Source organism: Streptomyces sp. LS-MS-L19, assembly GCF_058382285.1.
The window spans coordinates 5,186,303-5,212,674 of record NZ_JBYCLL010000001.1 but is presented as its reverse complement, the minus strand read 5'-3'; the positions used below and the strand labels follow the sequence as shown (position 1 = coordinate 5,212,674).

Genomic DNA, 26,372 nt, shown 5'->3' with positions numbered 1-26,372 from the left:
CCAGGAGGCTGCGACTAGAAGGGCGTGGCCTGCAACTCTCGCAGCTGCTTCTGCACGTTCTCCAGTGCTCCCGGACGGCGGCCCGGGACGCGGGCGCGCAACTGGGCCAGCAGGACGCCGAGTTCCTGGGCGCGGGCCTTGTCGCGGACCTGGCCCCACTGGTGGTGGGCCCGGTCGACCGCCTTCTCCACGGCCGGCGAGTCCGGCGCCTGCCCGGCGGCCAGCCGGGTCTCTGCGACCGTGAGCCAGATCCGGCAGCTGCGCGCCGAGTCCCTGGCGAACATGGCGAGGTCCGCGCGGACCTCGGACCAGTGCAGGGCCTGCTCGGAGCCGGGTCCGTGGCTGCGGGTGGCGGCCTGCTCGTGCGTCAGGGCGAGCGCGTCGGCGTCCTGGTGCCGGCCGGCCTGCACGGCGGCGGTGACCTGGACGTGCGGGTCCTGCGGCTGGGGAGGACTCGCGGCCGGTGCTTGAGGGGCCTGGTCCGCGACCACCGGCCCGGCCGGTGTGTGCGGACGAGGCCGTTCGGGCCGGTACGGGGGTCTGGGGGCGAAGCCCCCGGGTACGGCCACCGGAGCGGGCGGCACGGTCAGCACCACGTCCCCGTACGCCTCGGGGCCCAGCCTGGTGAACGCCTGCTGATGCAACTGCTCGACCGGCGGACGCCACCCGCTGCGCAGGATCGTCGCGATCGTCTTCATGTACGACGGTCCCGCGACCCGGCGGCGGGACGGCGGGGGCGCGATCCGCCCGAAGACCGCGTTGTTGCGCCCGGAGTCCAGCGCGTGCGTCCGCAGCCAGCCCCACGCCTCGGCGTCGGCGTGCAGGTCGAGGAAGAGCGTCGTCGAACCCGGCGACCGCAGCCGGAACTCCTCGCGGATCCACTGCCAGGGCAGCGCGGTGTAGCGGACGGTGGCGGGGGTGGTGCGGGCCAGCGCGAGGTGGGGCAGGTGCTGGCACCGGTCCAGGGCGAGTTGGCCGGCGACGAACACGGTGAGCGGGCCCGGGGTGGCCGCGACGGCCCGCAGGCGGGTCAGGACGGCCTGCGGTTCCAGGGGGTCGGCGAGTTCGACGACGGTGGCGGTGTCGGTGCCGGCGAGCACGGCGGGCGGCACGGCCGCGAGGACGGGAAGCACGGACGCCGCGTCCACCAGACAGCTCTTGCCCACCGGTGAGGCGGCGAGCAGCAGCACGGTCCCGGGCATCGGTCCCTCCCCATCCCCCGTCGATCACTTACGGCAGCACGGTAACCGCTGCGGCTGCGAAGGGGAGTTCTCAGGACGGCAAACGTCCCTTTCCTGCCCGCTCGTCGCCCCTGCACACCGACGCATCCCTCCCGCCCCGCCCCCGCTGCTCCGCTCCCCGCACCGACTCGCCACTCCCGCCCCGCCCCCACTCCTCCACCCCGCCCACCGGCACGTGGCCCCCGCGCCGCCTCCGCTCCTGGCCCCCCCACCGGCCCGCCACTCCCGCCCCGCCCCCGCTGCTCCGAAGTCGGGCAGTCCGGACCGGTAGCGGTCCGGCCAGGAGCCGTCGGCGACGACGTAGGTGACGAGGGCGAGTACGGAGAAGGCCGCGGTTCCCGCTACGGAGCAGATCGCCGCCGCGATGCCCGGGACCAGCACGACCCAGGAGATCATCCGGAACTCGGCGCCGGTGCGGAAGTCGATCACGGTGATCGCGACGAGCAGCACCAGGGGCGGCAACCAGGCGATGCTGCGGCCCCCGCGGACGCGGAGCGTCTGCCCCCGGCCGACACCGCTCATGGGGCCGGCGAAACACGGGGGAGGACGGGCCGCCATTCGACTTGCCAGGGCCCCTGTCCAGGTGTGCTCTGGTAGGCGGGGGCGTATCGGGGGGTGGAGAGAGAGGAGTGCTCCCATGGCTCATGCGGCACCCAGGGGCGGCTTCGCCCGGACGACACCCGACGTGTTCAGCCCGCGGGTCCACCTCGCGGCCCGGTACGGCATCCCCGTCGTGCTGGGGCTGGTCTACGGCTACTGGGCCGCGGCCAACCGCAGGGACGGCGGCCCCATCACCGGCTGGAACATCCTGTTCGGCTTCGTGACGGCGTTCGCGTTCATCGTGCTGTGCCTCGCCGTGGCGACGTTCGCCCCGCTGCTGAAGCGAGAGCTCCACTCGGGCGTCAAGTCCGGCTTCGCCGGCGCGGCCGTCGGGTTCCTGTACAGCCAGACCGGGGAGAGCGTGCTGCGGTCGGTGGCCCTGGGGCTCGCGGTCGCGGCGGGCATCTTCGTGGTGTTCTTCTACCGCTACTACACGCACGAGGACGGCGAGGGGAACCGGATCCGCTGACGGTCCGGGACGGCGGCGGGCCCCGGCCGGTTTCCCGGCCGGGGCCCGCCCTTTCCCTCATCCCGTTTCCCTCAACCCGTGGACCCGGTCACGGTCCACGTCCAGGAGCCCGAGAAGTCGAAGGTCACGGAGCCCGAGGCCGCCCAGGAGTCGGAACCGGAGCTCCAGTCCGGATCGTTCCAGTCGGCGTTGTTCCAGGTGTCGTTCTTCCATTGCGGACACGGGTCCGCGCAGGTCGGCACATGCCGTCCGGCGGTGTCGACGAACGCGGCGCTGACCCAGCCCTCGGCACCGGTGAACCAGTACCAGTACGGGTTGCCGTTGACGCTCTGTCCGCGGACCATGCACTCGATGCGGTCCTGACTGCCCGGTGCGAGCCGGTCGACGACCGCGGAGTGGGTGGTGGGCGCGTCCCGCACGTTGAGCGCGGTGCGGGAGACGATGGTGCCCCAGACCGGACCGCCGCCACCGTGGCCTTCGGCGTGGGTGGGCGGGGCTGCCGCCGCGAACGTGCCCGCCGCCGGGACGGCGAGCGTTCCGCCGGTGAGCAGGGCCACGGCCAGGGTCCGCAGGGCCGTAGTGGTGCGCATGGATCGGCCTCCTTCTCCCCGGTTCCCCCTTGATCCATGAGACACCCGTTCGGGTGAACCCTCCACCGGAAGGCCTAATCCGCAGCTCCACGGCTCGCGCGGGCGTCTTCGGCGGCCTTGCCTTGAGGGGTGACCTCCCGTGTCCGTGGCGCCCTGTCGGCCGCCCTGATCGCCGTGGCCTGTCTGCTGGTGCCCTTCGGCGCGCTGGCGGCCTGGGCGGCGTACGGCCTCGCCGATCCGGGCCGGTACGTCACCGCGATGGCACCGCTCGCCGCCGACCCCGCCGTACGGGACGCGATGGAGGACGAGGTCGACGCGCCGCTGCGGCCCTTCGTGCACGACTTCGCCCGCACCCCGGCCTTCCCCGCCGCGTGGGACGCGGGCAACCGGGCCGTGCACGACGCCGTGTTGAGCGCGCTGCACGACGACAGCCGGCGCACGGTGACCGTCGACCTGGCCGAGGTGGAGCACCGACTGGCCCACGGGCACGCGCCGTTGGACCTGCCCCGCACCAGGATCGACGTGCTCCCGGCCGCCGAACTCGACCGCCTCAGGAAGGGCTACGACGTGCTCGAAGTCGCCGGTTTCTGGCTGCCCGTCACGGCCGCCGTCCTCGCCGTCGCCGGGATCGCGGTCGCGGCCTGCCGCCGCCGCGCCCTCACCGCGACCGCCCTCGGCACCGCCCTCGGCGGCGCGCTCCTCGGTCTCGCGGTGGCCGTGGGCCGCCACTTCACCCTCACCGACCTGCCGGACCCGGTGCACCGCCCGGCCGCGGGCGCCGTCTACGACGCGCTGACGGCCACCTTGCGCACGGTGTCCTGGCTGCTGGTGGCCGTCGGTCTGGCGGTGGCCGTGACCTGCTGGCTCACCGGTCGCTACGGCTCGCCGCGAGCCCGGCGAGGGCCCGCAGCGCCCGTTCCAGATCCGGCACCGGAGCCGACGCGAGCCCGAGCCTGACCGCGTCCGGGGTGCGGTGGGGCCCGACGGCGAAGGACGGGCCGGGTGTGAGAGCGATGCCGAGGGCCGCGGCGGCGGCGGTGAAGGTCTCCGCCCGCCAGGGGGCGGGGAGTTGCCACCAGCCGTAGTACGCGCGGGGATCCGACCGTACGGCGAACCCGTGCAGGCACTCGGCCAGCAGCCGCTGCCGGTGTGCCGCGTCGGCCCGCTTCGCCGCGACCAGCCGCGCCACGGTCCCGTCCGCGATCCAGCCCGTCCCCGCCTCCAGCGCGAACCGCCCCGCGCTCCAGCCGCCGGAGCGGACGGCGTCGGCCACCGCCTCCGTGCGCGGGCGCGGTACGACGAGGAAGCCGACGGTGAGTCCGGGCGCGACCCGCTTGGAGAGGCCGTCGACGACGTGGGTGAGCGCGGGGGCGAGGGCCGCGAGCGGGTCGTCGGCCTCCGCGAGGAACGACCAGATGCGGTCCTCGACCACGGGCAGGTCCAAGTCGGTGACCGTGCGGGCGAGTTGGCGTCTGCGTTCGGCGCTCATGGTCACCGAGGTCGGATTGTGCAGGGTCGGCTGGACGTAGAGGGCCGACAGGGGGGCCGCGCGGTGGGCGGCGGCGACCGCGTCCGGGAGCAGGCCGTCCGCGTCGGTGGCGAGCGGGACCAGGGTGATGCCGAGGCGGGCCGCGATCTCCTTGACCACGGGGTAGGTCAGCTCCTCCACGCCGACCCGGCCGCCGGGCCGCGCCAGCGAGGCGAGGGCGGCGGCCACGGCCTGGCGGGCGTTGCCGGTGAACAGGATCCGGTCCGGGTCCGGGCGCCAGCCCGGGGTGGCCAGCAGACCGGCCGCGGCCTCGCGGGCGGCCGGGGTGCCGTCGGCGGCGGCCGGACGCAGTGCCTCGGTCAGCAGGTCGGGGCGCAGCAGGGGCGCGAGGGTGCCGGCGAGCAGCTCGGACTGGCCCGGTGCGGACGGGTAGTTGAGCTCCAGGTTGACCGGCGCCCCCGCGTCCTCGATGAGCCCCTTGCCGGGCCGCGCCGGCACCCCGGCCCGCACGAAGGTGCCGCGCCCCACCTCCCCGACGACCAGGCCCCGCCGGACGAGTTCGCCGTACGCCCGCTCCGCCGTCGACGCGGCGATCCCGTGCCGGCGGGCGAACTTCCGCTGCGGCGGCAGCCGTTCGCCGGGGCGGAGCCGGCCGGCCGTGATGTCGGCGGCTATGCGGTCGGCGATACGCCGGTAGTCGTGCACCCGAACCCCCTGTGATTGCACCGAAGGCAAAGATTTTATTGCACCGAGGAAGGGGGGCTGCCTAGGGTCGGCGGCATGACGGCGATCCCCCTGGTCCTGGTGCACGGCCATCCCTTCGACCACACGATGTGGCGCCCGCAGATCGAGGCCTTCTCCGCCTCCCGCCGCGTCCTCGCCCCGGACCTGCGCGGGTACGGCGCCTCGCCGGACGGGCCGCCCGTGGAGCACTTCGAGGACTTCGCCCGGGACATCGAGGCCCTGCTGGACGAACAGGACGTGCCGGCCTGTGTGCTGGCGGGCCTGTCCATGGGCGGCCAGATCGTCATGGACTGCTACCGGCTCTTCCCCGAGCGGATCCGCGGCCTGGTCCTCGCCGACACCTTCCCGGCCGCGGAGACCCCCGAGGGCGTGACGGTCCTGCACGCCATGGCGGACCGGCTGCTGCGCGAGGGCATGGCCGGGTACGCCGACGAGGTGCTGGAGAAGATGGTCGCGCCGTACGCCCCGGACGACGTCAAGGCGCACGTCCACGGCATGATGACGGCCACCCGCCCCGAGGCCGCCGCGGCCGCCCTGCGCGCCCGCGCCGCCCGCTCCGACCACCGGGAACTGCTGCCCCGCGTCACGGTCCCGGCCCTGGTGGTGGTGGGCGCCGACGACACCTACACCCCGGTCGCCGACGCGCGGGCGATGCACGCGGCGCTCCCGGACTCCCGGCTGTGCGTCGTCGAGGGCGCCGCGCACCTGCCGAACCTGGAGCGGCCGGCCGAGTTCAACACCGCGCTCGGGGAGTTCCTGGCGAAGGCCGACGCCCGCTCGTAGGCTCGGCACGGTGACCCACCGGCGCCTCGGCATCTGGACCACCGCCCTGCTCCTCGCCGCCGTCAGCGCGGTCCTCGGCTGCCGCCTCGCCGACACCGACGGCATCACCCCGGTCCCGCAGCTCCTCGCGTTCCTGCCCTGGCTGCTCGCCCCCGCGGGCCTCGGCGTGGCCCTCGCCCTGCTCACCCGCTGGTGGCCGGGGGCGCTGTGGGCGGCCGCGGTCCTGGGCCTGCTGGCCTGGTTCATCGCGCCGTACGGCACGGGCGGCGAACCGGCCGGACGCGTGCTCGCCTCGCTGGAAGTCCTCACCTCCAACGTGGAGTTCGGACAGGCCACCGACGCCCTCGTCGCCACCGTGCGCCGGGAGGAACCGGACGTGGTGTTCGTGGAGGAGTGCGAGTACGGCTGCTCGGCGACCCTGCACCGGACCCTCGCCGGGGAGTACCCCTACCGGCGGTCCGTGGAGGGCGCCGGCTCGACGGGGTCCGTCATCCTCAGCCGCTTCCCCCTGGAGGCGGCCCCCGGCATCCCCGCGACCATGGGCATGCCCGGGGCCGTCGCCGACGTGCGCGGTCATGCCGTACGACTGCAACTCGCGCACCCGATGCCGCCGCTGCCGGGACAACTGGACCTGTGGCGAGCCGAGTTGGGAAAGCTGCGGGACTTCGCGGCTGCCTCTGCCCCACAGCCCACCGTCCTGGCCGGCGACTTCAACGCCTCCCAGGACCACGCGGCCTTCCGCGCGATCCTCGACACCGGACTGCGCGACGCGGCCCGCCTCGCCGGCTCCGACCGCACCCCCACCTGGCCGGCCCGCACCGCCCCGGCGATCGGCGCGCAGATCGACCACGTCCTGGTGTCGAGGGACTTCTCGGCGGACGACGCCCGTTTCCTGGACCTGGCCGACACCGACCACCGGGCCCTGCTGGTGGACCTGGCACTCCACAGGCCCGGTTGACCTGGGTGTTCATAATGAGCACATGTCCCGCATCGGCCTCACCCCGCCCGACTGGCTGGTCCGGAACCTCCAAGCCCAGCAGGCCCCCGTCAACCGGGCCGCCGTGGCACGCGCCGCCGTCGCGATGTCCCTCCCGCTGGCCGTCGGACTCGCCGTCGACCAGGTCGCCTACGGTGCCCTCGCCTCCATGGGCGCCCTGTCCGGGGTCATCGGCGACACCGCCGACGCGTACCGCATGCGCATCCTCAACATCGCGATCCCCCAGCTGTTCGGCGCCGTCGGGGTGACGCTCGGATCCCTGGTGTACGGCCAGGGGTGGCTCGCCGTCTGGGTCGTCACCGCCGTCGCGCTCGTCTCCGGGATGATCTCGACCATCGGCGCGGTGGCCTCCGTGTCGGGCCTGCTCCTGCTGCTGAACTCCGTGGTCGGCGCGGGCCTTCCGATGCCCGGCGACTGGTGGACGGCCCCGCTGCTGATGACCGGCGGCGGCCTGCTCGTCCTGCTCCTCGCCCTGCTCGCCTGGCCGCTCAGGTCCGGGGTGCCGGAACGGGCGGCGGTCGCGGCCACCTACCGGACGGTGGCCGACCTCATGGCCGCCTGCGGCCGCGCGGAGTACGACGAGGCCCGGCACGCCGTCACCCAGTCCCTGAACCAGTCGTACGACCTCGTCCTCGCCCGGCGCGCCCGCCACCACGGCCGCAGCCCCGAACTCACCCGTCTGCTCGCCCAGTTGAACGCGATCACCCCGGTGGTGGAGGCGGCCCCCGCCGCCCATCTGTCCGGCCGGCCGCTGGCCCCGGAGATACCCGAGACGGTCCGCCATCTCGCGCGGGCGGTGGAGACCGGCTACACCGGCCCCATCGGCCTGAAGCTGCCCGTGCCGGTGTCGGAGACCAGCCGGGCCGTCGACCACGCCCTGCGGCACGCGGCCGAGGTCGTCGCCGTACCGGACGTGGACCCGCGCGGCATCGACGACCGCCTCGGCCGCCCGGCCGCACTCGGCGTCCGGGCCGCCCGCGCCGCCCGCAACGTGGCGCTGTCGGCGGCGTCCTGGCGGTACGGGCTGCGCCTCGCCCTGTGCATCGGGCTGGCCCAGGCGCTGGTGTCGATCGTCCCCGTCCCGCGCTCCTACTGGGTGGCCCTGACGATCACGTTCGTCCTCAAGCCCGACTTCGGCTCGGTGTTCTCCCGGGCGCTGCTGCGGGCGCTCGGCACGGTGGCCGGACTCGTGGTCGCGGCCGCGGTCCTCTCGCAGGTGCCGCGCGGCGGGTGGGACGTCCTCGTGATGCTCCTGCTGGCCCCGCTCATCCCCGCCCTGACCCCGCGCGGGTACGGCTATCAGACGGCGGCCATCACCCCGGTGATCCTCCTGCTGTCGGACATCCTCAACCACCAGGGCACCGCCCTGCTGCTGCCCCGCCTGCTCGACTCCCTGATGGGCTGCGGGATCGCCCTGGTCGCGGGCTACCTGCTGTGGCCGGAGAGCTGGCACACCCGGGTGGGCGACCGCCTGGCCGACGCGGTGGCCGACACGGCGGCCTATGTGGAGGGCGCGTTCGGCAGCGGGGTGGAACCGGCCGCCCGTGCCCGTATGCGCCGGCGCCTCTACCGCGACCTCTCGGTCATCCGCACCGAGTTCCAGCGCGCGCTGACCGAACCACCGCCCATGGGACGGCGAGCCGCGGCCTGGTGGCCGCTGGTCGTCGCGGTGGAACGCATCGTGGACGCCACGACCGCGGCGCGGGTCCGCGTACGCCACGGCGCGCAGCCCCCGTCTTCCGCCGAGGTGGCCCAGGTGACCCTGCAACTGCGGGAGTTGGCGGACGGCGTGCGCGAGGCGGAGACCCTCTACGAGGTCCGCACCGACCTCACCGGGCCCGCGGGCAGCGTGCTGGAGCCGGTGCGCCAGGAAGTCGCGGCGGCCCGGGCGATCACGTCACCACGCTGACCACGGCGGGCCGGGGCGGACATGCCGGTGCGGGCCGCCCTCTCGTGGTGGGCGGCCCGCACCGGGGTGGGGGGTGGCGGCTAACGAGCGGACTTGTGCAGGGACTTGCCGGCCAGGGCCTCTTCCATGGCCGCGGCCAGGCCGTTGGCCCACAGCTGGTTCACCCGGTTCCGCTCCGCGGAGTTCGGGATCGCGTTGGTGCAGGACGTGCCGGGACCGCCGCCCGACATCAGCTCGCTGCACGGACCGGAGTAGTGGTCCGGCAGACCGAGCACATGGCCCGTCTCGTGCGCGGTGACGCGGGTGGAGTCGTACTGCTGGTTCTGCCGGTAGTCCAGGAAGATGTAGCCGCTGCCGTGACCGTCGGTCGAGGCGTACGAACCGCGCGAGTCGTTGCCCTCCCGGTAGGAGAAGTCGGCGCTCGCCGCCGACCCCGCCTGGAGTCTGACGTTCGACACCGAGCTGTTCCATATCTGGGCGCTGCGGGATATCTGGCTGCTGAACGTGGGCGCCCGGGAGGCGTCGTAGACCACGGTGACGGCCGCGGCACTGTTCGGGTTCGCGGCCCGCTTCTCCGCCACGGACTCCAGGACGGCCCGGAAGAAGGCCTCACTGGTGTCCGTCGTCGAGGTCGCGGTGTAGCCCGCCCGCGGTGCGGGGGCGGGTGCCGGGGCCGCCGCCGCGGGAACCGCCGTGGCCAGACCGGCCGTTGCCAGACCGAGGGCGGCCGCTGTCGCTGTGAGGGCACAGATGTGCTTGCGCATCGAGGACTCCTTGGTGGGGGTGAGTCGTCGATGCGAGTGTCGGTGCCTGTGCGGCGGCTGTGATGATGCCAACCGGTGATAGCGCGGCCCTATCACCGCACTTGCACCCCTGGTGCAACCCAGGCCCCCGCCTTACGCTCCGATCGCATGGACCTCGAGGTGAGACACCTCCGCGCGGTGGTGGCGATAGCCGACACCGGCAGCCTGCACCGGGCCGCCCGTCAGCTGGGCGTCGCCCAGCCGTCGCTGAGTACCCAGCTGCGCCGGATCGAACAGGCCCTGGGCGGCGCGCTGTTCGTGCGCGCGAGATCCGGCTGCCGCCCCACCCCGCTGGGCCGGCTGGTCCTCAGCCGCGCCCGCCCGCTGCTGGCCGAGATGCGCTCCCTGGTGGCCGACGCCCGCGCGGCCGCGACGGGCGGCCCGCAACTGCGCGTCGGCTCCACCGCGAGCCGGGCCCTGTCCGGCTGGCTGCGCCGGCTGCGCGCCCACGGCCAGGACCCCACCCTCCACATGAACGTCTCCCCCAACGCCCTGCTGCACATGGTCGCCGACGGCCAGCTCGACGTGGCCTTCGTGCACGAGGTGGAGGGCTGCCCGCTGCGCATCCCGCCCGAGCTGTGCGTGCGGGTCCTGGTCGAACGCGAGCCGCAGTTCGTGTCGTTGCCCGCCGACCACCCGGCGACCGCCAAACCCGTGGTCACCCTCGCCGACCTGGCCCGGGACCGCTGGATGATCGACCCCACGGTCGACGGCGAATGGGACGCCGTGCAGCGGATGTTCCGCGCGGCCGGCGTCAACCCCGTGGTCCTGCACGGCGATTACCACACGGCCGACGCCCTCGTCGCCACCGGCGAGGTCGTCACCGTCTGCCAGCCCACCCGCGTGCCCCGCCCCGACATGGCGGTACGGCGCCTGCACGGCGACCCGCTCGGCGTACGCCTCCTCCTCGCGGCCCGCACCGAGACGGACCTGGACGGGGTCCGTCCCGCGCTGGAGGAGGCGTACTGGGAGACGGCCCGGCAGGCACCGGCGTACCGGGAATGGCTGGAAGCGGACGGTCGCCCGGAGCCCCGCCCGGCGGTTCCGGCCATCCCCTGAACCGGACGGCGTCAGACGCCGATGTCGTCGCCGTCCTTGCGCCACACGGCCACGACCGCCGGCCGTACGATCCTGCCGGGCCCGTCGGGCCAGGTGCTCGCCGGGTTCTCGACCGTCGCCCCGCTGATCTCGCCCGGGTGCTGCACCGCCACCAGCACCCGCCGGTCCTGCACCAGCGGACCGCAGGTCTCCGCACCGGTCGGCACGGTCAGGAACTGCTTCAGCTCACCGCGCCGTTCGCCCTGCGTCGCGACCCCGAACAGGCCGTCGTGCGAGCCGAGCTGGTTACCGTCGGTGGAGATCCACAGGTTGCCGTGCGGGTCGAAGGCCACGTTGTCCGGGCAGGAGATCGGGCTGACGTGGTCCTTCGGGAACCCGGCGAAGTAGGTGGCCGGGTCCTCCGGGTCCCCGGCGACCAGGAACAGCGTCCAGGCGAACCGCGTGCTGTCGGCCCGGTTCCACCGCTCGGTGAGCTCCAGGACGTGCCCGTGCTTGTTGGCGTTGCGGGGGTTGGCCTCGTCGGCCGGGGCGTTCGCGCCGACCCCGCGGTTGGTGTTGTTCGTGAGGGCCACGTACACCTTGCCGGTGCGCGGGTTGGGCTCGATGTCCTCGGGCCGGTCCATCTTCGTCGCCCCGACCTTGTCCCCGGCGAGCCGCGTGAACACGAACACCTCGTCGGCGGACATGCCCTCCACGTGCGACACGGCACCCTTCGCCGTGGCGGTGGCCAGCGGGATCCACTCCCCGCTGCCGTCGAACTCCCCGCCCGCGGGCAGCTTCCCGGTCCCGTCGATCTCGATGGCGGGGGAGTCACCGGTGAGCCGGGCGACGTACAGCGTCCCCTCGTCGAGCAGGGAGAGGTTGTGCGCGCGCACGGCCCGCGAACTGCCGTGCTTCATCCGCTTGCTGCCGACGAACTTGTAGAAGTAGTCGAACCGCTCGTCGTCCCCGGAGTACACCACCGGCCGCCCGTCGTGCGTCAGCCGTACGGTCGCCCCCTCGTGCTTGAACCGGCCGAGCGCGGTGTGCTTGCGGGGCGTGGAGGAGGGGTCGTACGGGTCGAGCTCGACGACGTACCCGAAGCGGTGCGGCTCGTTGGGCTCCTGGGCGACATCGAACCGCTTGTCGAACCGCTCCCACTTGCGCTCGCTGGCGCCGGTCCCGATCCCGTACCGCTTGTCGGTAGTCCGGGAGGCGCCCGCGAAGTACTGGTTGAAGTTCTCCTCGCCGTGCAGGGTGGTGCCCCAGGGCGTGGTCCCGCCGGAGCAGTTGTTGAGCGTGCCGAGGACCTTGCGGCCGGTCGGGTCGGCGGACGTCTTCAGCAGGTCGGACCCGGCGGCGGGCCCGGTCAGCCGGAACTCGGTGGTGGCGGTGACGCGCCGGTTGAGGTGGTGCCGGGGGACGAGCGTGAGCGCGCCGTTCCTCTTGTTCTCCTCCACCACGACGACACCGAGACCGTGCGCGGCCCAGGCGATCTCGACCTGCTCGCGGGTGGGGTTCGCGGCGTCGTAGCCGCGGAACATCAGGACCTCGTCGGTGTACTCGTGGTTGGCGACGAGCACCTGCCGGCCGCGCTCGCCGGGCAGCGGCAGCAGCGCGAGGAAGTCGTTGTTGTACCCGAACTGACCGGCCTGGGCGGCGGCGCTCTGCCGCTCCGGGTCGAAGGCCGGGGCACCGCGCAGGATGGGCTCGCCCCAGCGGACGACGACGTTCTGGGCGTAACCGGCCGGGACGGTCACGGCGTCGGCGGTATTGGGCGCGACGGGGGCGAAGCGAAGACCCCGGGCACCCCTGCCCTTCGGTCCGCCCCGCTCGGCGGCTTCGGCGGACGGCGCGGCGACGACGACCCCCGCGCTGCCGGCGGCGGCCGCGACGGTCACGACGGCGGCGGCCCGCATCATCGAACGCCGGCTGAGCGCGGTGGCGATCACGTCACCGACGTACGGGTTGGCGGAGGTGTTCGGCACCGGATGAAAACAGGCGTCACCGCACCGGAACCGGCAGGTCAGGGCAGACCGCCCATGAACAGCGTTGATCAACGGCAGCTCTACGCGCACTTTTGCTTCCCCTTGCTTCCCCTTGAATCTCGCTTGACGGACGGTAGGGGGGTGTCCGTGCGGGAGCGGGGCGGGGCGGTGAACGGTGGATGAACCCGGGGAATCTTTGGGGGTGCTGACGACGGCTTGCACCGCCTGAACAAGATTTCTTCAACCGAACGCGTGCCCGTTCCGCACGGCATTCGTTGAAGGAGGTGACGGCGAAGGCTTCGAGGCTCGGGGGCACAGGTGGGGCGAAGGATCCGGGAACTGACCGCCCCCGTCGTCATGCCGGGCCCCGCGGGCGTTTCGATCCGGGACCGCCTGAGGCACCTCACCGACGAGGACGAACTGGTCCTGCGATTGACGGGTGAGCACTTGGGGCGGCTGGCGTCCCGTGATCTCAGACAGCGCTGCGCGGATGGCCTGGAGCACTCTGCCGATACCTGGGCGGCTCGCAAGCGGGCCCTGACGTCGGAATCCTCCTCACGATGGGCCGGATCGATCACGAAGGCCTCCCACGACCAGTGGGCACTCGCCAGACGTGGCCAGGCAGCACATATCCACAAGCTCGAAAGCGGCATCCGTACCCTGCGACACCGGCTGTCCCAACCCCTCGCGGCTGCGGGCACCAAGAGAGCACCGGGCGGCTACCGGGACAGCGAGGAGTGGTTTCGGAAGTCACGGCGACTGCACACTCTGGAAGCCCGGCTGGAAGCCATCCGAGTCGACTGGGAGAGCGGAACCGTGCATGTGGTGCGTGGCGGTCGTCGTCTGCTGAACACTCGGCACCACCTGGACGTTGCCCAGTCCACCGAAGCGGATTGGCGCCGGCAGTGGGAAGCCGAGCGGTGGTTCATGGCCGCCGACGGCGAGTCGGGCAAGAGATACGGCAACGAGACCATCCGCGTCACGCCGGACGGGAGGATCTCCCTCAAACTTCCGGCCCCACTGGCGCATCTGGCCAACGACCGGAACGGCAGGTACGTACTCACCACCACAGTACGGTTCCAGCACCGGGGTCAGGAGTGGGCCGACCGCATCGAGCAGGACAGGGCCGTCGCGTACCGCATCCACTTCGATCCGGAGCGGGGCCGCTGGTACTTCACGGCGTCCTGGCAGCGCCCGACGGTCAGGGCGATCCCACTGGAGTCAGTACGCGCACACGGCATGGTGGGCGTCGACACCAACGCGGATCACCTCGCCGCCTACCGACTCGACCGACATGGCAACCCACTCGGCGAACCACGTCGGTTCTTCTTCGACCTGTCTGGAAACGCCCGGCACCGGGACGCCCAAGTAAGGCACGCCCTCACCCGGCTGTTGCACTGGGCGAAACGCTGCGGATCGACGGCGATCGCCGTCGAGAACCTGGACCTCGAAGGGAAAAAGGGGCGCGAGCATCATGGTCGGAGAAGGCGGCTGCGGCAGCTGATCTCCGGCATGCCCACAGCCAGACTGAGGAACCGGCTCATCGCCATGGCCTGCGAACTCGGTCTGACCATCGTGGCCGTGGACCCTGCGTACACATCCCAATGGGGGGCGCAGCACTGGCAGAAACCCCTCACCACTGAGAAGCGATACATGACTCGCCACGACGCGGCAGCCGTCGCGATCGGCAGGCGCGCTCTCGGGCACACGGTCCGGCGACGGACGGCACCGCCCCGCGACGACCGGAGTGATCGTCACGGGCATCGGACCGTCCAGGCCGCCCCTGCTGCCCAGGAGCGTGAGGAACCTCGCCGCCCCGTCACGGACCGTGCACTTGATGCACGTCACCGGTCGGGGACACCGAGAACGCGGGGGACCAGCGCACCCAACACCGTTCGGGATGCGCGCAGTGTCAGTATGTGAGGCCAAGACTCACTTCCGGGCACTGATGAGGAACGGTTGCGCACATGGGCATTCTCACTCTCCTGCGGAACGCGTTCGGCCGATCGCGCAAGGGGCGTACGGCTGAAGCACAGGGCGTAGTACAGGAGCCGGAACTCCCTTCGCAGGGAACCGCACCTTCGCAAGAGGCTCGGCAACCGCAGGTCCCGTCGCAGGCCGACGCACCTGAGGCACGCCCCTCGCAGGGGGACGAACACGATCTGGTCTCGGCTGCCTTCGACAACGTAGTGGTCCCCAAGCAGACGACGCCGACCGAGCCCCAGACGATAGGGGACGGTCCGATTCCGTCCGCAGGGGCAGCGTCCGAGGCAACGGTGCAGAGCGAAGCGGAGCCCTCCGCCGACAGAGAGACGGGGGTGGAGCCCCGTTCCGAAGCCGAGCCGGGGGCGGCCGTGGAATCGAATGTCGTGGACTCGGAGCCCGTCGCCGAAGAGCCTGCGGAGCAGCCCGGAGCCGGGGATGCGCCAGCCTCGAAGACGGAGGCGGAGGCAGCACCCGAGACCGACACCGAGACTGAGACCAAGTCCGAGTCCGAGACGGTGGTCACGGAGGAGTCTGCCGAGGAGTCGGCCGCCGAAGAGAACGTCTCCGTCGAGCCCGTCGCCGGGACCGCGTCCGAGGAGACCGCTTCAGAGGCACCTGCCGCGGAGGAGACGGCTTCCGAGGAACCCGCGACCGAGGCCGAGCCCGCCGTGGAGGAGCCGGTGGCTGAGGAGTCGGCCCCCGAGGTAGCCGAGGAAGAGGAGTCGCAGGCCCCCCAGGCGGAGCCGGAAGCGGAAGCTGCCGCCGAGCCCCAGCCCGAGTCTGCTCCGGAACCGGTCGTCGCCGAGCTCGTCCCCGACCCGGAGCCCGAGGCCGCCGTAGAGCCGGAGGCCGAGCCCGAGACCGTCGTAGAGCCGACGGACGAACCGGAGGTCGAGCCCGAGCCCGTCGCCGAGGTCGTCCCCGTGGCCGCCGGTGGCGAGGACGCTCCACAGGGGTCGCCCGCAGTCGAGGACGCAAGCGGCACGGGTGGTGCGGGTGGGGAAGAAGAAGCAGTGCCCGCCGCCCTCCGCAGTGCCTACGACGCCGCCGGTGCCACCCTCGCCGCGCACCAGCTCACCGGCACCACCGCGAGGACGTACCTCGTGCTGGACCGTTCCGCGAGCATGCGGGCGTACTACAAGGACGGCTCCGCTCAGGCACTCGGAGAGCAGACGCTCGCTCTCGCCGCTCACCTGGACCCCGAGTCCACGGTCCACGTGATCTTCTTCTCCACCGAACTCGACGGCACCGGCGAGCTCACCCTCGCCGAGCACGAGAACAAGATCGACGACCTGCACGCGGGGCTCGGCCGCATGGGCCGTACCAGCTATCACGCGGCCGTCGAGGAAGTCCTCGCGCAGCACACCAAGAACGCCCCCGACGCCCCCGCCCTGGTCGTCTTCCAGACCGACGGCGCCCCGGACGCGAAGACCCCCGCCACCCAGGCCCTCACGGACGCGGCGAAGAGCCACCCCGCCGTCTTCTTCTCCTTCGTCGCCTTCGGTGACCCGGAGAACAAGGCCTTCGACTACCTCCGCAAGCTGAAGCTCCCCAACACGTCCCACTTCCTCGCGGGCGAGACCCCGAAGGAACTCACGGACGCGGAGGTCTACGAGGGCATCCTGGCGAACTGGCGCCCGTAACCCCCGAAGGTCACCACGCTCACCACCGGCCGCCCGCTTCCCACCCCGTAAAACGGGAAGCGGGCGGCCCACCCATGTCGGATACGATTTCAAGACTCGCGAAGCGACTCACCCGCACGACCGACCTGGGAGCAGCCCCCGATGGCTCGACACCTCATCACCAGCGCCCTTCCCTACATCAACGGGATCAAGCACCTGGGCAACATGGTGGGGTCCATGCTCCCGGCGGACGTCTACTCCCGCTACCTGCGCCAGCGCGGTCACGACGTCCTCTACATCTGCGCGACGGACGAGCACGGCACCCCCGCCGAGCTGGCCGCGAAGGAGCAGGGGCTGCCCGTCGACGAGTTCTGCGCGCAGGCGCACGACGCACAGAAGGCGGTCTACGACGGCTTCGCGCTGGCCTTCGACTACTTCGGCCGGAGTTCCTCGCCGCAGAACGTCGAGATCACCCAGCACTTCGCCCGCCGCCTGAACGAGAACGGGTTCATCGAGGAGCGGGCGATCCGCCAGGTGTACTCCCCGACCGACGGCCGTTTCCTCCCGGACCGCTATGTCGAGGGCACCTGCCCGCACTGCGGCTACGACAAGGCGCGCGGCGACCAGTGCGAGAACTGCACCCGGGTCCTGGACCCGACGGACCTCATCAACCCGCGCTCGGCGATCTCCGGCTCCACCGACCTCGAGGTGCGCGAGACCAAGCACCTCTTCCTCCTCCAGTCGAAGCTGGAGAGCGAGGTCCGCGAGTGGGTCGCCCGGCACGACAAGGACTGGCCGCAGCTGGCCTCCTCCATCGCCCACAAGTGGCTGACCGAGGGCCTGCACGACCGTGCGATCACCCGTGACCTGGACTGGGGCGTGCCGGTCCCGGCCGACACGTGGCCGGAGCTGGCCGCGGAGGGCAAGGTCTTCTACGTCTGGTTCGACGCCCCGATCGAGTACATCGGCGCGACGAAGGAGTGGTCGGATCTGGACCCGGAGAACCGGGACTGGAAGTCGTGGTGGTACGACGTCGACACCGAGGTCCGCTACACGGAGTTCATGGCGAAGGACAACGTCCCGTTCCACACGGTGATGTTCCCGGCGACCGAGCTGGGTGTGCGTGAGCCGTGGAAGAAGGTCGACTACGTCAAGGCCTTCAACTGGCTGACGTACTACGGCGGGAAGTTCTCCACCTCCCAGAAGCGGGGCGTCTTCACCGACCAGGCCCTGGACATCCTGCCGGCCGACTACTGGCGGTACTTCCTGATCGCCAACGCCCCGGAGTCGGACGACTCGTCCTTCACCTGGGAGCACTTCACGGCCACGGTGAACAAGGACCTGGCCGACACCCTCGGCAACTTCGTCAACCGGGTGCTGTCGTTCTCGAAGAAGCGCTTCGGTGAGGAGGTCCCGGCGGGCGGTGTGCCCGGCGAGGCGGAGGCGAAGCTGGGCGAGGAGATCGCCCGTCTGCTGGCCGAGTACGAGCAGCAGATGGAGGCGCTCCAGTTCCGCAAGGCGGCGGCCGCGCTGCGCGCGCTGTGGTCGGCGGGCAACTCCTACCTGGAGGAGAAGGCCCCCTGGCTGGAGATCAAGACGGACAAGGACGGCGCGGCGCTGACGCTGCGTACGGCGATGAACCTGATCCACCTGTACGCGGTGGTCTCGGAGCCGTTCATTCCGGCGACCTCGGCGGCCATGCGCCAGGCGTTCGCGCTGCCGTCCGACACCGCCACCTGGGTCTCCGCCGACGAGGCCCGCGCCCTGACGGCCCTCACCCCGGGCGTCCCCTTCACGGTCCCGCCGGTCCTGTTCGCCAAGCTGACGGACGAGGACCTGGAGACGTACAAGGAGCGCTTCGGCGGCGCACCGGAGTGATCCCGGACCGCTGACCGCTCGGAGGCCGTCCGGATACCGACCCGGGCATCGCCGTGTCCCCGCCAAGCCGTATGGTTTGCGCCATGGCAGTGCCCGGGGTCATTCCTGTCGCGTACGAGCCGAAGCACCGCACCGAGACGATCGGGCGGTATGCGGAGGGTCAGTTCCTGGCGTCGATCACTTATGCCTTCCCCGAGGGGTTCCACCTCGAGGAGGGCTGGGAAGAGCAGAAACGCCTGTACGCGGTCCTGCACACCTTCGACGCGGACGGCAATTACCGCGACTCGGACATCTGGTGCGCCGGGACCTGGGCGGAGCAGCAGCGCGATCCGGTCGGCGACACCTCCCCGCTGACGCGGGCCCAGGTGCACCGGGCGACGCTGCTCCGCAGTCTTCCGCGCCGTTCCTACACGGACATCGCGATCCGTCCCTTCAGCGTCACCCGTGAGGGCGTGCGCTTCGGTCTGGTGATCCGCGAGGACGAGGGTGAGCAGTGGGCCGAGCTCTACCCCGACCGCCTCGCCTTCGCGGATCCGTGGGACGGGACCTACGACACCTGAGTGCGCCGGTACGCGAGGGCCGGGGGCTCGTGGTCACCCGGCCCTCGCGTGTCCTGTGTGCTACTTGAGCACGCCCGCGCCGGTGGTCGTGGCCAGGGTCGTCGGCAGGTTCTTCGCCGCGGCGCCGGACTCCAGGCCCGCTGTCAGGGTCGGCGTCCAGTTGACGCTCGTCTTCAGGTCCTTGGAGGAGGCGGCGTTGTAGGCGGCGACGAGGTCGGTGACCGTGCCGTTGACGAGGTTGCCGCTGCCTGCGATCGCGCCGGTGCCGTCGCCGGACAGGAGCTTGGCGACCTTCACGGTCGACGGCACCTTCCAGTAGTTGTTCGCGGCGACGACCTGGGCCTTGGCGCGGGAGTTGATGCTGTACTGGAGCGCGTAGCCGTTCAACGTGGTGACGTCGTAGTAGTTGTTGTAGATGTGGATCTGGCCCACGCGGGACAGGGGCGCCCGCTGGACGATGCCCTTCCACACGTTGTGGTGGATCGAGACCCGCAGCTTGCCGCTGGGCTCGCTGTCGCTGCTGCCGATCAGCATCGTCTTGTCGTGGTTGGTGAACTGGTTGCGGGAGACGGTCACCAGGTCCGAGCTCTTGGTGATGTCGAGGTCCCCGTCGTGGATCTGGTACTCGCGGCCGTAGTGCTTGGGGTTGGCGGAGTCCAGGTGGGGCGCGTCCGTGAAGGTGTTGTGGTCCGCCCAGACGTGGGTGGCGCCGCGCAGGGTCACCGCGTCGTAGTTGGAGTTCCAGTTGCCGTCGTCGCCGTCGGTCGGGTCCCACTGCGGGAAGCAGTCCTCGGTGGCGGCGAAGGCGAGGTTGCGGACGATGACGTTGTCCACGTTCTGGATCTGGAGCATGCCGCCGGTGATCCCGGCCTTGGTGCCGGGCACGCCCACGATCGACGTGTTGGCGGGCACCTTGAAGACGATGTTCGCGGCCTGCTTCTTCTGCGCGGCGGCCCGCGCGGTCTCCTGGGTGCCCGACGGCAGCTTGGAGCGGCCGTAGGTCGCCGGGTCGAAGGCCTTCAGGTACGACGTCAGCGAGTAGCCCGTCCCCGACGCGTAGTCGGCGCACGTCAGCTTCTTGCCGGCGTCGTTGGTGTTGGCGTCGATCGTGCCCTTGACCTTGATGATCCGCGGGGTGGTGTCGGTGGCCGAGCCCAGCGCCTTCACGAGCTGCGCGCGCGTGGAGACGGTGAAGGTGTGCGCCGAGTCGGCCTTCGTGCCGCCGGTGGTGCCCGTGCCGGAGGAGGCCCAGCCGTCCTTCGCGGCGAGGGTCTGGTGGTACAGGTCGACTGTCCCGGCGTTCGCGTTCATCACGACGGCACCCGCACCGACGCCCGCGGCCACCACGGCGGCGGAGGCGATCAGGGTACGGCGCTTGCGGAGGGACCGGCGGTGGGAGGCAGAGGCCACGGGGAGATTCCTTACGAGCGGGGGTGGGACATGTGCATTTCGTGAAACACCGGTGAAGGCGCTTCTCACGTCCTCAAGTGGCCGCCGGGATCAAGGGGGTTGCCGCGGGCGCGAACTTTTTTCAGCGACAACACACGAAGGGCGCCCGGGACTTCGGAGTCCCGGGCGCCTGTTCGTGCGTGGATCAGATCGACGTGCCGTCGTTCGTCGTGTCCGGGTCCACGCCCATCGTGATGGAGCCGATGACGCCCTTCGCGATGTTCTTCTTGTTGTACTTCAGCTTGAGCAGGCCGCCCGTGGTGCCGCTCTGGTCGTAGATCGTGTCCTCGGTGAGCGTGGTGCGCTCGGTCGTGCTGGTGGAGTACGGCTCGACCTCGGCGGAGGCCAGGACGGACTCCTCGTCGAAGAAGAACTGGCCGGTGTGGCAGGTGTGTCCGCCCTCGTAACCGGCGTCGGTCCAGGTGCCGTCCACGTGCACCTTGGTGTGGATGTGCACGCAGCGGCCCCGGTACCAGCCGGGGAAGATCGTCCTGAAGGTGACCCGGCCCTGCCGGTCGGTCCTCCAGGTGCCGCGCAGATAGCGCTCGTCGTCGGTGGGCTCCTCGTGGACGCCGCCGCCGGTGCCGCCGGTGGGCGCACCCGACGGGGGTTCGCCCGTGGGGGTGCCGGTGGGCGCGCCGGTCGGGGCGGTGCCGCCGCCACCGGTCGACAGGCTCTCGTAGCCCGAGTAGATGCCGAGCGCGTCGCAGTGCCAGATGTCCACCGCCGCGTCGGCGACGGGCTTGCAGGTCTCGGAGTCGATCACCTTGAGCTGGAGGGTGAGGGGGATGCCCTCCTTGTCCTCGGTGATGTCCTGGCGGATCTTGTCCGCGTCGATGTAGTAGGGACCCTCGGTGGTCTCCGAGGTGAGCTTGTAGCAGGCCTGGGCGGCGGTGGAGGTGCTGCTCGCGGAGGCGGTCGCGGAGCCCGTGGTCTCGCCCGCGAACGCACCCGACGCGGCGAGGGTGCCCGCCGCACCGACCGCCACGGCCGCACCCGCTCCGGCCACGACCACCTTGCGCCGCGTCAGGTCCTTCTTGTGTTTCGGCCCGGGGGCCGACTGCTGGAGTTCCGGCTGGTTTCCCGTCATGGACAGGGAAGTTAGGTAAGAAGGCTGTCATGGGCGTGGGAGCGGACTGTGGCTTGCTGTGATGCCGGAAGGGCCCGGAACCGGCACCGGTTCCGAGCCCTTCTCGTCCTGCCCTGGTCCTACTTCGGCTGCGGCTTGCGCACCGACAGGTGCAGCTCCCTCAGCCGGGCCTCCTCCAGCTCCGTCGGCGCGCCCATCATCAGGTCCTGGGCGTTGCCGTTGAGCGGGAAGGAGATGGTCTCGCGGATGTTCGGCTCGTCCGCGAGGAGCATGACGATGCGGTCGACGCCGGGGGCGATGCCGCCGTGCGGCGGGGCGCCGAAGCGGAACGCGCGCAGCATGCCGGCGAACTTCTCCTCGACGGTCTCCTTGTCGTAGCCCGCGATCTCGAACGCCTTGAGCATGATGTCCGGCTCGTGGTTCCGGATCGCGCCGGAGGACAGCTCGACGCCGTTGCAGACGATGTCGTACTGCCAGCCCAGGATGTCCAGCGGGTCCTGGGTCTCCAGGGCCTCGAGGCCGCCCTGCGGCATGGAGAACGGGTTGTGCGAGAAGTCGATCGCGCCGGTCTCCTCGTCCTTCTCGTACATCGGGAAGTCGACGATCCAGCAGAACCGGAACACGCCCTCCTCGAAGTGCCCGGCACGCTTGGCGGCCTCGACGCGGACCGCGCCCATGATCTTCGAGACCTCGTCGAACTCGCCCGCACCGAAGAACACCGCGTGCCCGGCGGCCAGCGACAGGCGCTTGGTCAGCTCGGCGACGTTCTCCTCGGTGAGGAACTTCGCGATCGGGCCGGACAGCGAGCCGTCCTCGGCCACCCGCACCCAGGCCAGGCCCTTGGCGCCCTGCGAGACCGCGTAGTCACCGAGCTGGTCGAAGAACTTCCGGGGCTGCGCGGAGACGTCCGGGACCGCCAGCGCCCGCACGTGCTTGCCGGCGAACGCCTTGAACTCCGAGCCCTCGAAGACGTCGGTGATGTCGACGAGCTCCAGCTTGGCCCGCAGGTCCGGCTTGTCGGAGCCGTACTTCAGCATCGCCTCGCGGAACGGGACCCGCGGGAACGGCGAGGTGACCTCGCGGCCGCCGCCGAACTCCGTGAACAGCTCGGTCATGAGCTGCTCGATCGGCTGGAAGACGTCCTCCTGCTCGACGAAGCTCATCTCGACGTCGAGCTGGTAGAACTCGCCCGGCGAACGGTCCGCGCGCGCGTCCTCGTCACGGAAGCAGGGCGCGATCTGGAAGTAGCGGTCGAAGCCCGAGATCATCAGCAGCTGCTTGAACTGCTGCGGCGCCTGGGGGAGGGCGTAGAACTTGCCCGGGTTCAGACGGGAGGGCACCACGAAGTCCCGGGCGCCCTCGGGGGAGGTCGCCGACAGGATCGGCGTCGCCATCTCGTTGAAGCCGAGGGCGACCATCTTCGAGCGGATCGAGGCGATCACCGACGACCGCAGCATGATGTTCTTGTGCATCCGCTCGCGGCGCAGGTCGAGGAAGCGGTACTCCAGGCGCCGCTCCTCGTTGACCCCGTCCTCGGTGTTGATCGTGAACGGCAGCGGGGCGGCCGCACCGAGCAGCTCCACCTCGCCGACCTCGACCTCGATCTCACCGGTGGGCAGCTCGGAGTTGATGTTCTCCGCGCCCCGGGAGACGACCTTGCCGTCGATGCGGACCGTGGACTCCTTGGAGACCTTGTCCAGGGCCTCGTAGGCGGCGGTGCCCGGGCGGGCGACCAGCTGCGTGATGCCGTAGTGATCGCGCAGATCGATGAAGAGGATGCCGCCCAGGTCGCGCCGATTGTGCAGCCAGCCACTCAGTCGGACGTCGGTGCCGACGTCAGAGGAGCGGAGCTCGCCGCAGGTGTGGGACCTGTACCGATGCATCGTCGTTCATCCAGCCTTCGCGGATCGGGGTGTGTTTCACGTGAAACTGAGCCCCAGCCTACCGGGGCCCCCGCGATCGCCTCCCCACCATTACGACTCGGCCAACAGTGGCACTCACGGATCCCCTGTTCTTAAAGTGGGGCAATGCGCACTGGTGAGCCCCTGCCCGCCGTGGGGGATGTCCTCACCGCCCTCGCGACCGGCCTGTGGCACTGGGACACCGCCACCGAACTGGTCACGGTCGACGCGGAGGCCGCCCGGCTGCTCGGCCTGCCCGCCGAGCGGGCCACCCTCACGGAGGCCCAGGCCCGGGCCCGGCTGCACCCCGTCGACTGGAACGAGATCATCAGCGTCGTCGGGCTCGCCGTCGCCGAGGACACCCTCGCCGAGGTCCGGATCAGGATCATGAACGAGCGGGGCGAGGTGGTCCGTACCGTACGCAGCCGCTCCAAGCCGTCGTACGACCGGCAGAAGAAGTCGTTCCGGCTGATCGGCACCCTCCAGGAGGTCACCGAGCCGACCCCCGGCACCCCCGCCGGACGCACCGCGGTCACCGGGGACTGGCGACGCTCCCGCGAGGCCTTCCTGCTGGACGCGGGCCGCGCCCTGGCCGAGGCCCGCTCCACCGCCGAGGTCCTGCGGGTCGCCGCGGGCCTGTCCATGCCCGGCTTCAGCCCCGACGGCCTGGCCGTCTTCGGCGTCGAGGGCGACCGGCTGACGATCATCGGGCACCACGGCCAGCAACCCGGCGACGAGAGCCCCTTCTCCCACATGTCCCTGGAGACCGACTATCCGGCCGCCGAGGTCGTCCGCACCGGCCGCGCCGTCTACCTCTCCAGCCCCGACGCCTACCGCTCCCGCTACCCGGTCACCTGGCCGCTCGCCCAGCGCTTCGACCGCCAGTCCTGGGCGTTCCTGCCGCTCACGGTGGCCGGCCGCACCATGGGCGCGTGGATGGCGGGCTTCGCCTACCCGGTCGCCTTCACCCCCGACGAACGCTCCGTGCTGACGACGGTGGCCCGGATGCTGGCCCAGGCACTGTCCCGCGCGGGCGTGGCCGAGTCCGAACGGGAACTCACCGACGGCCTCCAGCGCTCCATGCTCCCGAGCCTCGGCCCCGAGATACCGGGCATGACCGTCGCCGCCCGCTACGTCCCCACCGGCGGCGGCCTCCAGGTCGGCGGCGACTGGTACGACATGATCCCGCTGCCCGGCGGCACCTCGCGCGCCAGCGCCGGGGGCGGCCGCTTCGCCCTGGTCATCGGGGACGTCCAGGGCCACGACGTCCGGGCGGCCGGCCTGATGGGCCAGCTCCGCATCGCCCTGCGCGCCTACGCCTCCGAGGGCCACCGGCCCGACGCGGTCCTCTCCCGCGCCTCCCGCTTCCTCAACGGCATGACGTACGGCGGCGACGGCGACCCCACCGACACCCGGTTCGCGACCTGCCTGTACATCGAGGTCGATCCGGCGACCGGCGCCCTGGAGGTGGCCCGGGCCGGCCATCCCGAGCCGGCGATCCGCCTGACCGACGGCACGGTCCTGGCCCGCACCACGAACGGCGGCCTCCCGCTGGGCATCGACCCGGACGCCGACTACCCCACGACCCGGATCGTCCTCCAGCCCGGCGAGACGCTGATGCTCTGCACGGACGGGCTGATCGAGACCGGCGGCCATGACTTCGAGACCGGCTGGAAACGCGTCCGCTCGATCCTGGAGACCCACGACGGCGGTATGGAGGAACTCGCCGACGCCCTGGTCCAGGCCGTCCACGGCCCCTCCTCCCACCACACCACCGGCCCCCTCGCCGACCGCCGCGAGGACGACATAGCGGTCCTCCTGCTGCACCGGCAGTCGCAGACCGGCGGCGACCCGGCCACCCCCCGGCCCTCCGTCCGCCGCACGATGCTCTCGGTGGCCCAGGCGGAACCGGAACGGATCGCGGTGGCCCGCCAGCAGCTGCGCGAGCTGCTGCACGACTGGCCCTCCGCCGACCAGGTCGACTCGGCGGTCCTGCTGCTCTCCGAGACGCTGACGAACGTCCTGGTCCACACCGACGCGGACGCGCTGCTCCTCGCCGAGGTCCGCGGCGAGCCGGGCGACCGGCGGATGCGTGTCGAGGTCACCGACACCAGCGACGACCTCCCCCACAAGCGCCGCCCGGGCGAACTGGCCTCCTCGGGCCGCGGTCTGATGCTGATCGAGCTGCTGGCGGATCTGTGGGGCGTGGACCCCCGGGGCGAGGGCAAGAGCATCTGGTTCGAGCTCTACGAGACCCCGGGCGGGACCTCGGGCGCGACCTCGGACTTGACCTCGGGCGCGACCCCGGGCTTGACCTCGGGCGAGCCGTCGGACGGGACCTCCGGCGAGCCCTCCGCCTAGCACGGGAACAGGGCGCGGGTGTCAACACGCGCCACGCCATCACCCTTTCTGGTGACCACCCGGCGACTGGCGGCGACGGCTGCCGCACCGCCTGCACGATGTGTGCCCTGGCCGTGATCCGACCGCAGCAAGGACGTCGCATGGGCAAGCCCGCATCCCCGAAGGACCGTGGCAAGGGGTCCTCGTTCTCACTGTCGTACGAAGGCGCCCAACGCGAACCCTCCAACCACATCACGCTGGGGAAGAGCGGCTTCTCGTTCAAGGGCTCGGCCATAGCCCTGCTGGCCCTCGCCGGGCTGACCGCGGCCGGCGTGGCGGCCTACGTGACGCTGTCCGGCCAGAGCCAGGGCAATCCGAGCGGTACGGGCGTGACACCCGGCACGAGCGTGACAGCGGGCGCGGCCGACACCGCCGCGACGGCACCGACGAGGTCCGGCCCGCCGGTGTCCCCCACGCCGGATGCCCCCCAGGCAGCCGGAGCCGAGGTGGCGGCGGTACGGGAACACCGCAAGGTCGTCCTGCGGTCCGGCTCCAACGTGGACCTGGACTTCACCAACGGCTCCCCCGACATCATCTTCTCCCTGCCGGCGAACGCCGACGACGGCTACACCATCGCCGGCGAGAACGGCGACCTCGCCACCGTCAACGGCACCGCGACCGCCGAGAGCTGCGCCGCGGCCACCGCCTTCGGGTTCACCATCGACCAGAAGAACATCCGCAGGGGCCTCACGGCCTGCGTGCTCACCGACGAGAACCGGGTCGCCGCCCTCACGATCCTCGGCTGGCAGGCGGACGACGTGAACTACGCCGGCGGCCTGTCGTCGGTCACCATGGACGTCACCACCTGGGAAAAGCCGGAGAGCACGGCCTGACG

General features: G+C 71.6%; 20 protein-coding genes. 12 read left to right on the top strand and 8 right to left on the bottom strand.

All coding sequences use genetic code 11. The annotated features are described in order from the left end of the window. Positions 1-14: 14 nt before the first annotated feature. On the bottom strand, positions 15-1,202 hold the full coding sequence (locus tag AC2XR2_RS23325) for a hypothetical protein (protein WP_491516190.1): 1,188 nt from the start codon (positions 1,200-1,202) through the stop codon (positions 15-17). A 676-nt stretch (positions 1,203-1,878) separates the two neighbouring features. Here AC2XR2_RS23325 and AC2XR2_RS23320 point away from each other — a divergent pair. Further along, a complete protein-coding gene (locus tag AC2XR2_RS23320) occupies positions 1,879-2,310 on the top strand; it encodes a hypothetical protein (RefSeq protein ID WP_330265654.1) in 432 nt (143 codons plus the stop codon). A gap of 71 nt (positions 2,311-2,381) precedes the next feature. Here AC2XR2_RS23320 and AC2XR2_RS23315 read toward each other — a convergent pair whose 3' ends face one another. Continuing rightward, positions 2,382-2,900: an SH3 domain-containing protein gene (locus AC2XR2_RS23315; RefSeq protein WP_330265655.1), complete on the bottom strand. Its 519-nt coding sequence runs from the start codon at positions 2,898-2,900 to the stop codon at positions 2,382-2,384. Positions 2,901-3,029: 129 nt separating this feature from the next. Here AC2XR2_RS23315 and AC2XR2_RS23310 point away from each other — a divergent pair, with 129 nt between their 5' ends. Further along, positions 3,030-3,857 carry a hypothetical protein gene (locus tag AC2XR2_RS23310; protein ID WP_491516189.1) on the top strand — a complete coding sequence of 276 codons (828 nt, stop codon included), beginning with the start codon at positions 3,030-3,032 and terminating at the stop codon, positions 3,855-3,857. Here AC2XR2_RS23310 and AC2XR2_RS23305 read toward each other — a convergent pair. Beyond that, positions 3,766-5,094, bottom strand: a complete 1,329-nt coding sequence (locus AC2XR2_RS23305; RefSeq protein ID WP_449348768.1) for an aminotransferase-like domain-containing protein — start codon at positions 5,092-5,094, stop codon at positions 3,766-3,768. The two genes, AC2XR2_RS23310 and AC2XR2_RS23305, sit on opposite strands and share 92 nt — an antisense overlap. A 75-nt stretch (positions 5,095-5,169) precedes the next feature. Here AC2XR2_RS23305 and AC2XR2_RS23300 point away from each other — a divergent pair, with 75 nt between their 5' ends. Genes AC2XR2_RS23300 through AC2XR2_RS23290 form a run of 3 tightly spaced genes read left to right on the top strand, consistent with a single transcriptional unit; the run spans position 5,170 to position 8,822 of the window. Continuing rightward, complete coding sequence (locus tag AC2XR2_RS23300) at positions 5,170-5,916, top strand: alpha/beta fold hydrolase (RefSeq protein WP_491516188.1); 747 nt, start codon at positions 5,170-5,172, stop codon at positions 5,914-5,916. Between the two features lie 10 nt (positions 5,917-5,926). Beyond that, positions 5,927-6,874, top strand: a complete 948-nt coding sequence (locus AC2XR2_RS23295; protein ID WP_491516187.1) for an endonuclease/exonuclease/phosphatase family protein — start codon at positions 5,927-5,929, stop codon at positions 6,872-6,874. 22 nt (positions 6,875-6,896) lie between these two features. Beyond that, a complete protein-coding gene (locus tag AC2XR2_RS23290) occupies positions 6,897-8,822 on the top strand; it encodes an FUSC family protein (RefSeq protein ID WP_449348765.1) in 1,926 nt (641 codons plus the stop codon). A gap of 80 nt (positions 8,823-8,902) precedes the next feature. On the opposite strand, the gene snpA is transcribed toward AC2XR2_RS23290, so the two are convergent. After that, on the bottom strand, positions 8,903-9,586 hold the full coding sequence (gene snpA / locus AC2XR2_RS23285) for a snapalysin (RefSeq protein WP_381299746.1): 684 nt from the start codon (positions 9,584-9,586) through the stop codon (positions 8,903-8,905). Between the two features lie 147 nt (positions 9,587-9,733). Here snpA and AC2XR2_RS23280 point away from each other — a divergent pair, with 147 nt between their 5' ends. After that, positions 9,734-10,684: a LysR family transcriptional regulator gene (locus tag AC2XR2_RS23280; protein ID WP_330265662.1), complete on the top strand. Its 951-nt coding sequence runs from the start codon at positions 9,734-9,736 to the stop codon at positions 10,682-10,684. Positions 10,685-10,695: 11 nt separating this feature from the next. Here the strand turns inward: AC2XR2_RS23280 and AC2XR2_RS23275 are convergent, their stop codons facing one another. Beyond that, a complete protein-coding gene (locus AC2XR2_RS23275; protein ID WP_491516186.1) occupies positions 10,696-12,741 on the bottom strand; it encodes a PhoX family protein in 2,046 nt (681 codons plus the stop codon). Between the two features lie 267 nt (positions 12,742-13,008). Between AC2XR2_RS23275 and AC2XR2_RS23270 the strand changes: the two genes are divergently transcribed. From AC2XR2_RS23270 to AC2XR2_RS23255, 4 genes are all read left to right on the top strand, one after another. Further along, complete coding sequence (locus AC2XR2_RS23270; protein WP_491518484.1) at positions 13,009-14,574, top strand: IS200/IS605 family accessory protein TnpB-related protein; 1,566 nt, start codon at positions 13,009-13,011, stop codon at positions 14,572-14,574. Between the two features lie 446 nt (positions 14,575-15,020). Continuing rightward, positions 15,021-16,280: a VWA domain-containing protein gene (locus tag AC2XR2_RS23265; protein ID WP_491516185.1), complete on the top strand. Its 1,260-nt coding sequence runs from the start codon at positions 15,021-15,023 to the stop codon at positions 16,278-16,280. A 141-nt stretch (positions 16,281-16,421) separates the two neighbouring features. Continuing rightward, complete coding sequence (gene metG / locus AC2XR2_RS23260) at positions 16,422-18,137, top strand: methionine--tRNA ligase (RefSeq protein ID WP_330265665.1); 1,716 nt, start codon at positions 16,422-16,424, stop codon at positions 18,135-18,137. Positions 18,138-18,220: 83 nt separating this feature from the next. After that, positions 18,221-18,697 carry a hypothetical protein gene (locus tag AC2XR2_RS23255; RefSeq protein ID WP_330265666.1) on the top strand — a complete coding sequence of 159 codons (477 nt, stop codon included), beginning with the start codon at positions 18,221-18,223 and terminating at the stop codon, positions 18,695-18,697. Between the two features lie 60 nt (positions 18,698-18,757). Here the strand turns inward: AC2XR2_RS23255 and AC2XR2_RS23250 are convergent, their stop codons facing one another. The 3 genes from AC2XR2_RS23250 to aspS form a co-directional block, all read right to left on the bottom strand. Continuing rightward, positions 18,758-20,107: a pectate lyase family protein gene (locus tag AC2XR2_RS23250; RefSeq protein ID WP_491516184.1), complete on the bottom strand. Its 1,350-nt coding sequence runs from the start codon at positions 20,105-20,107 to the stop codon at positions 18,758-18,760. Between the two features lie 184 nt (positions 20,108-20,291). Further along, positions 20,292-21,236, bottom strand: coding sequence for an intradiol ring-cleavage dioxygenase (locus AC2XR2_RS23245; protein WP_381299750.1), 945 nt, complete (start codon positions 21,234-21,236; stop codon positions 20,292-20,294). Between the two features lie 119 nt (positions 21,237-21,355). Continuing rightward, positions 21,356-23,119, bottom strand: a complete 1,764-nt coding sequence (aspS, locus tag AC2XR2_RS23240; protein ID WP_491516183.1) for an aspartate--tRNA ligase — start codon at positions 23,117-23,119, stop codon at positions 21,356-21,358. A gap of 144 nt (positions 23,120-23,263) precedes the next feature. Between aspS and AC2XR2_RS23235 the strand changes: the two genes are divergently transcribed. Both AC2XR2_RS23235 and AC2XR2_RS23230 read left to right on the top strand, forming a co-directional pair. Then, entirely contained in the window at positions 23,264-25,498 is a 2,235-nt protein-coding gene (locus tag AC2XR2_RS23235; protein ID WP_491516182.1) for a SpoIIE family protein phosphatase, read from the top strand. A gap of 140 nt (positions 25,499-25,638) precedes the next feature. Continuing rightward, positions 25,639-26,370, top strand: a complete 732-nt coding sequence (locus tag AC2XR2_RS23230; protein ID WP_491516181.1) for a hypothetical protein — start codon at positions 25,639-25,641, stop codon at positions 26,368-26,370. The last annotated feature ends 2 nt before the right edge of the window (positions 26,371-26,372 follow it).

What these genes read in the sequence shown, in the direction of transcription:
- AC2XR2_RS23325 (WP_491516190.1), bottom strand. Translation starts at nt 1,202, where the DNA reads ATGCCCGGGACCGTGCTGCTGCTCGCCGCCTCACCGGTGGGCAAGAGC.
- AC2XR2_RS23320 (WP_330265654.1), top strand. Translation starts at nt 1,879, where the DNA reads ATGGCTCATGCGGCACCCAGGGGCGGCTTCGCCCGGACGACACCCGAC.
- AC2XR2_RS23315 (WP_330265655.1), bottom strand. Translation starts at nt 2,900, where the DNA reads ATGCGCACCACTACGGCCCTGCGGACCCTGGCCGTGGCCCTGCTCACC.
- AC2XR2_RS23300 (WP_491516188.1), top strand. Translation starts at nt 5,170, where the DNA reads ATGACGGCGATCCCCCTGGTCCTGGTGCACGGCCATCCCTTCGACCAC.
- AC2XR2_RS23290 (WP_449348765.1), top strand. Translation starts at nt 6,897, where the DNA reads ATGTCCCGCATCGGCCTCACCCCGCCCGACTGGCTGGTCCGGAACCTC.
- snpA (WP_381299746.1), bottom strand. Translation starts at nt 9,586, where the DNA reads ATGCGCAAGCACATCTGTGCCCTCACAGCGACAGCGGCCGCCCTCGGT.
- AC2XR2_RS23280 (WP_330265662.1), top strand. Translation starts at nt 9,734, where the DNA reads ATGGACCTCGAGGTGAGACACCTCCGCGCGGTGGTGGCGATAGCCGAC.
- AC2XR2_RS23270 (WP_491518484.1), top strand. Translation starts at nt 13,009, where the DNA reads ATGCCGGGCCCCGCGGGCGTTTCGATCCGGGACCGCCTGAGGCACCTC.
- metG (WP_330265665.1), top strand. Translation starts at nt 16,422, where the DNA reads ATGGCTCGACACCTCATCACCAGCGCCCTTCCCTACATCAACGGGATC.
- AC2XR2_RS23255 (WP_330265666.1), top strand. Translation starts at nt 18,221, where the DNA reads ATGGCAGTGCCCGGGGTCATTCCTGTCGCGTACGAGCCGAAGCACCGC.
- AC2XR2_RS23245 (WP_381299750.1), bottom strand. Translation starts at nt 21,236, where the DNA reads ATGACGGGAAACCAGCCGGAACTCCAGCAGTCGGCCCCCGGGCCGAAA.
- aspS (WP_491516183.1), bottom strand. Translation starts at nt 23,119, where the DNA reads ATGCATCGGTACAGGTCCCACACCTGCGGCGAGCTCCGCTCCTCTGAC.
- AC2XR2_RS23235 (WP_491516182.1), top strand. Translation starts at nt 23,264, where the DNA reads ATGCGCACTGGTGAGCCCCTGCCCGCCGTGGGGGATGTCCTCACCGCC.
- AC2XR2_RS23230 (WP_491516181.1), top strand. Translation starts at nt 25,639, where the DNA reads ATGGGCAAGCCCGCATCCCCGAAGGACCGTGGCAAGGGGTCCTCGTTC.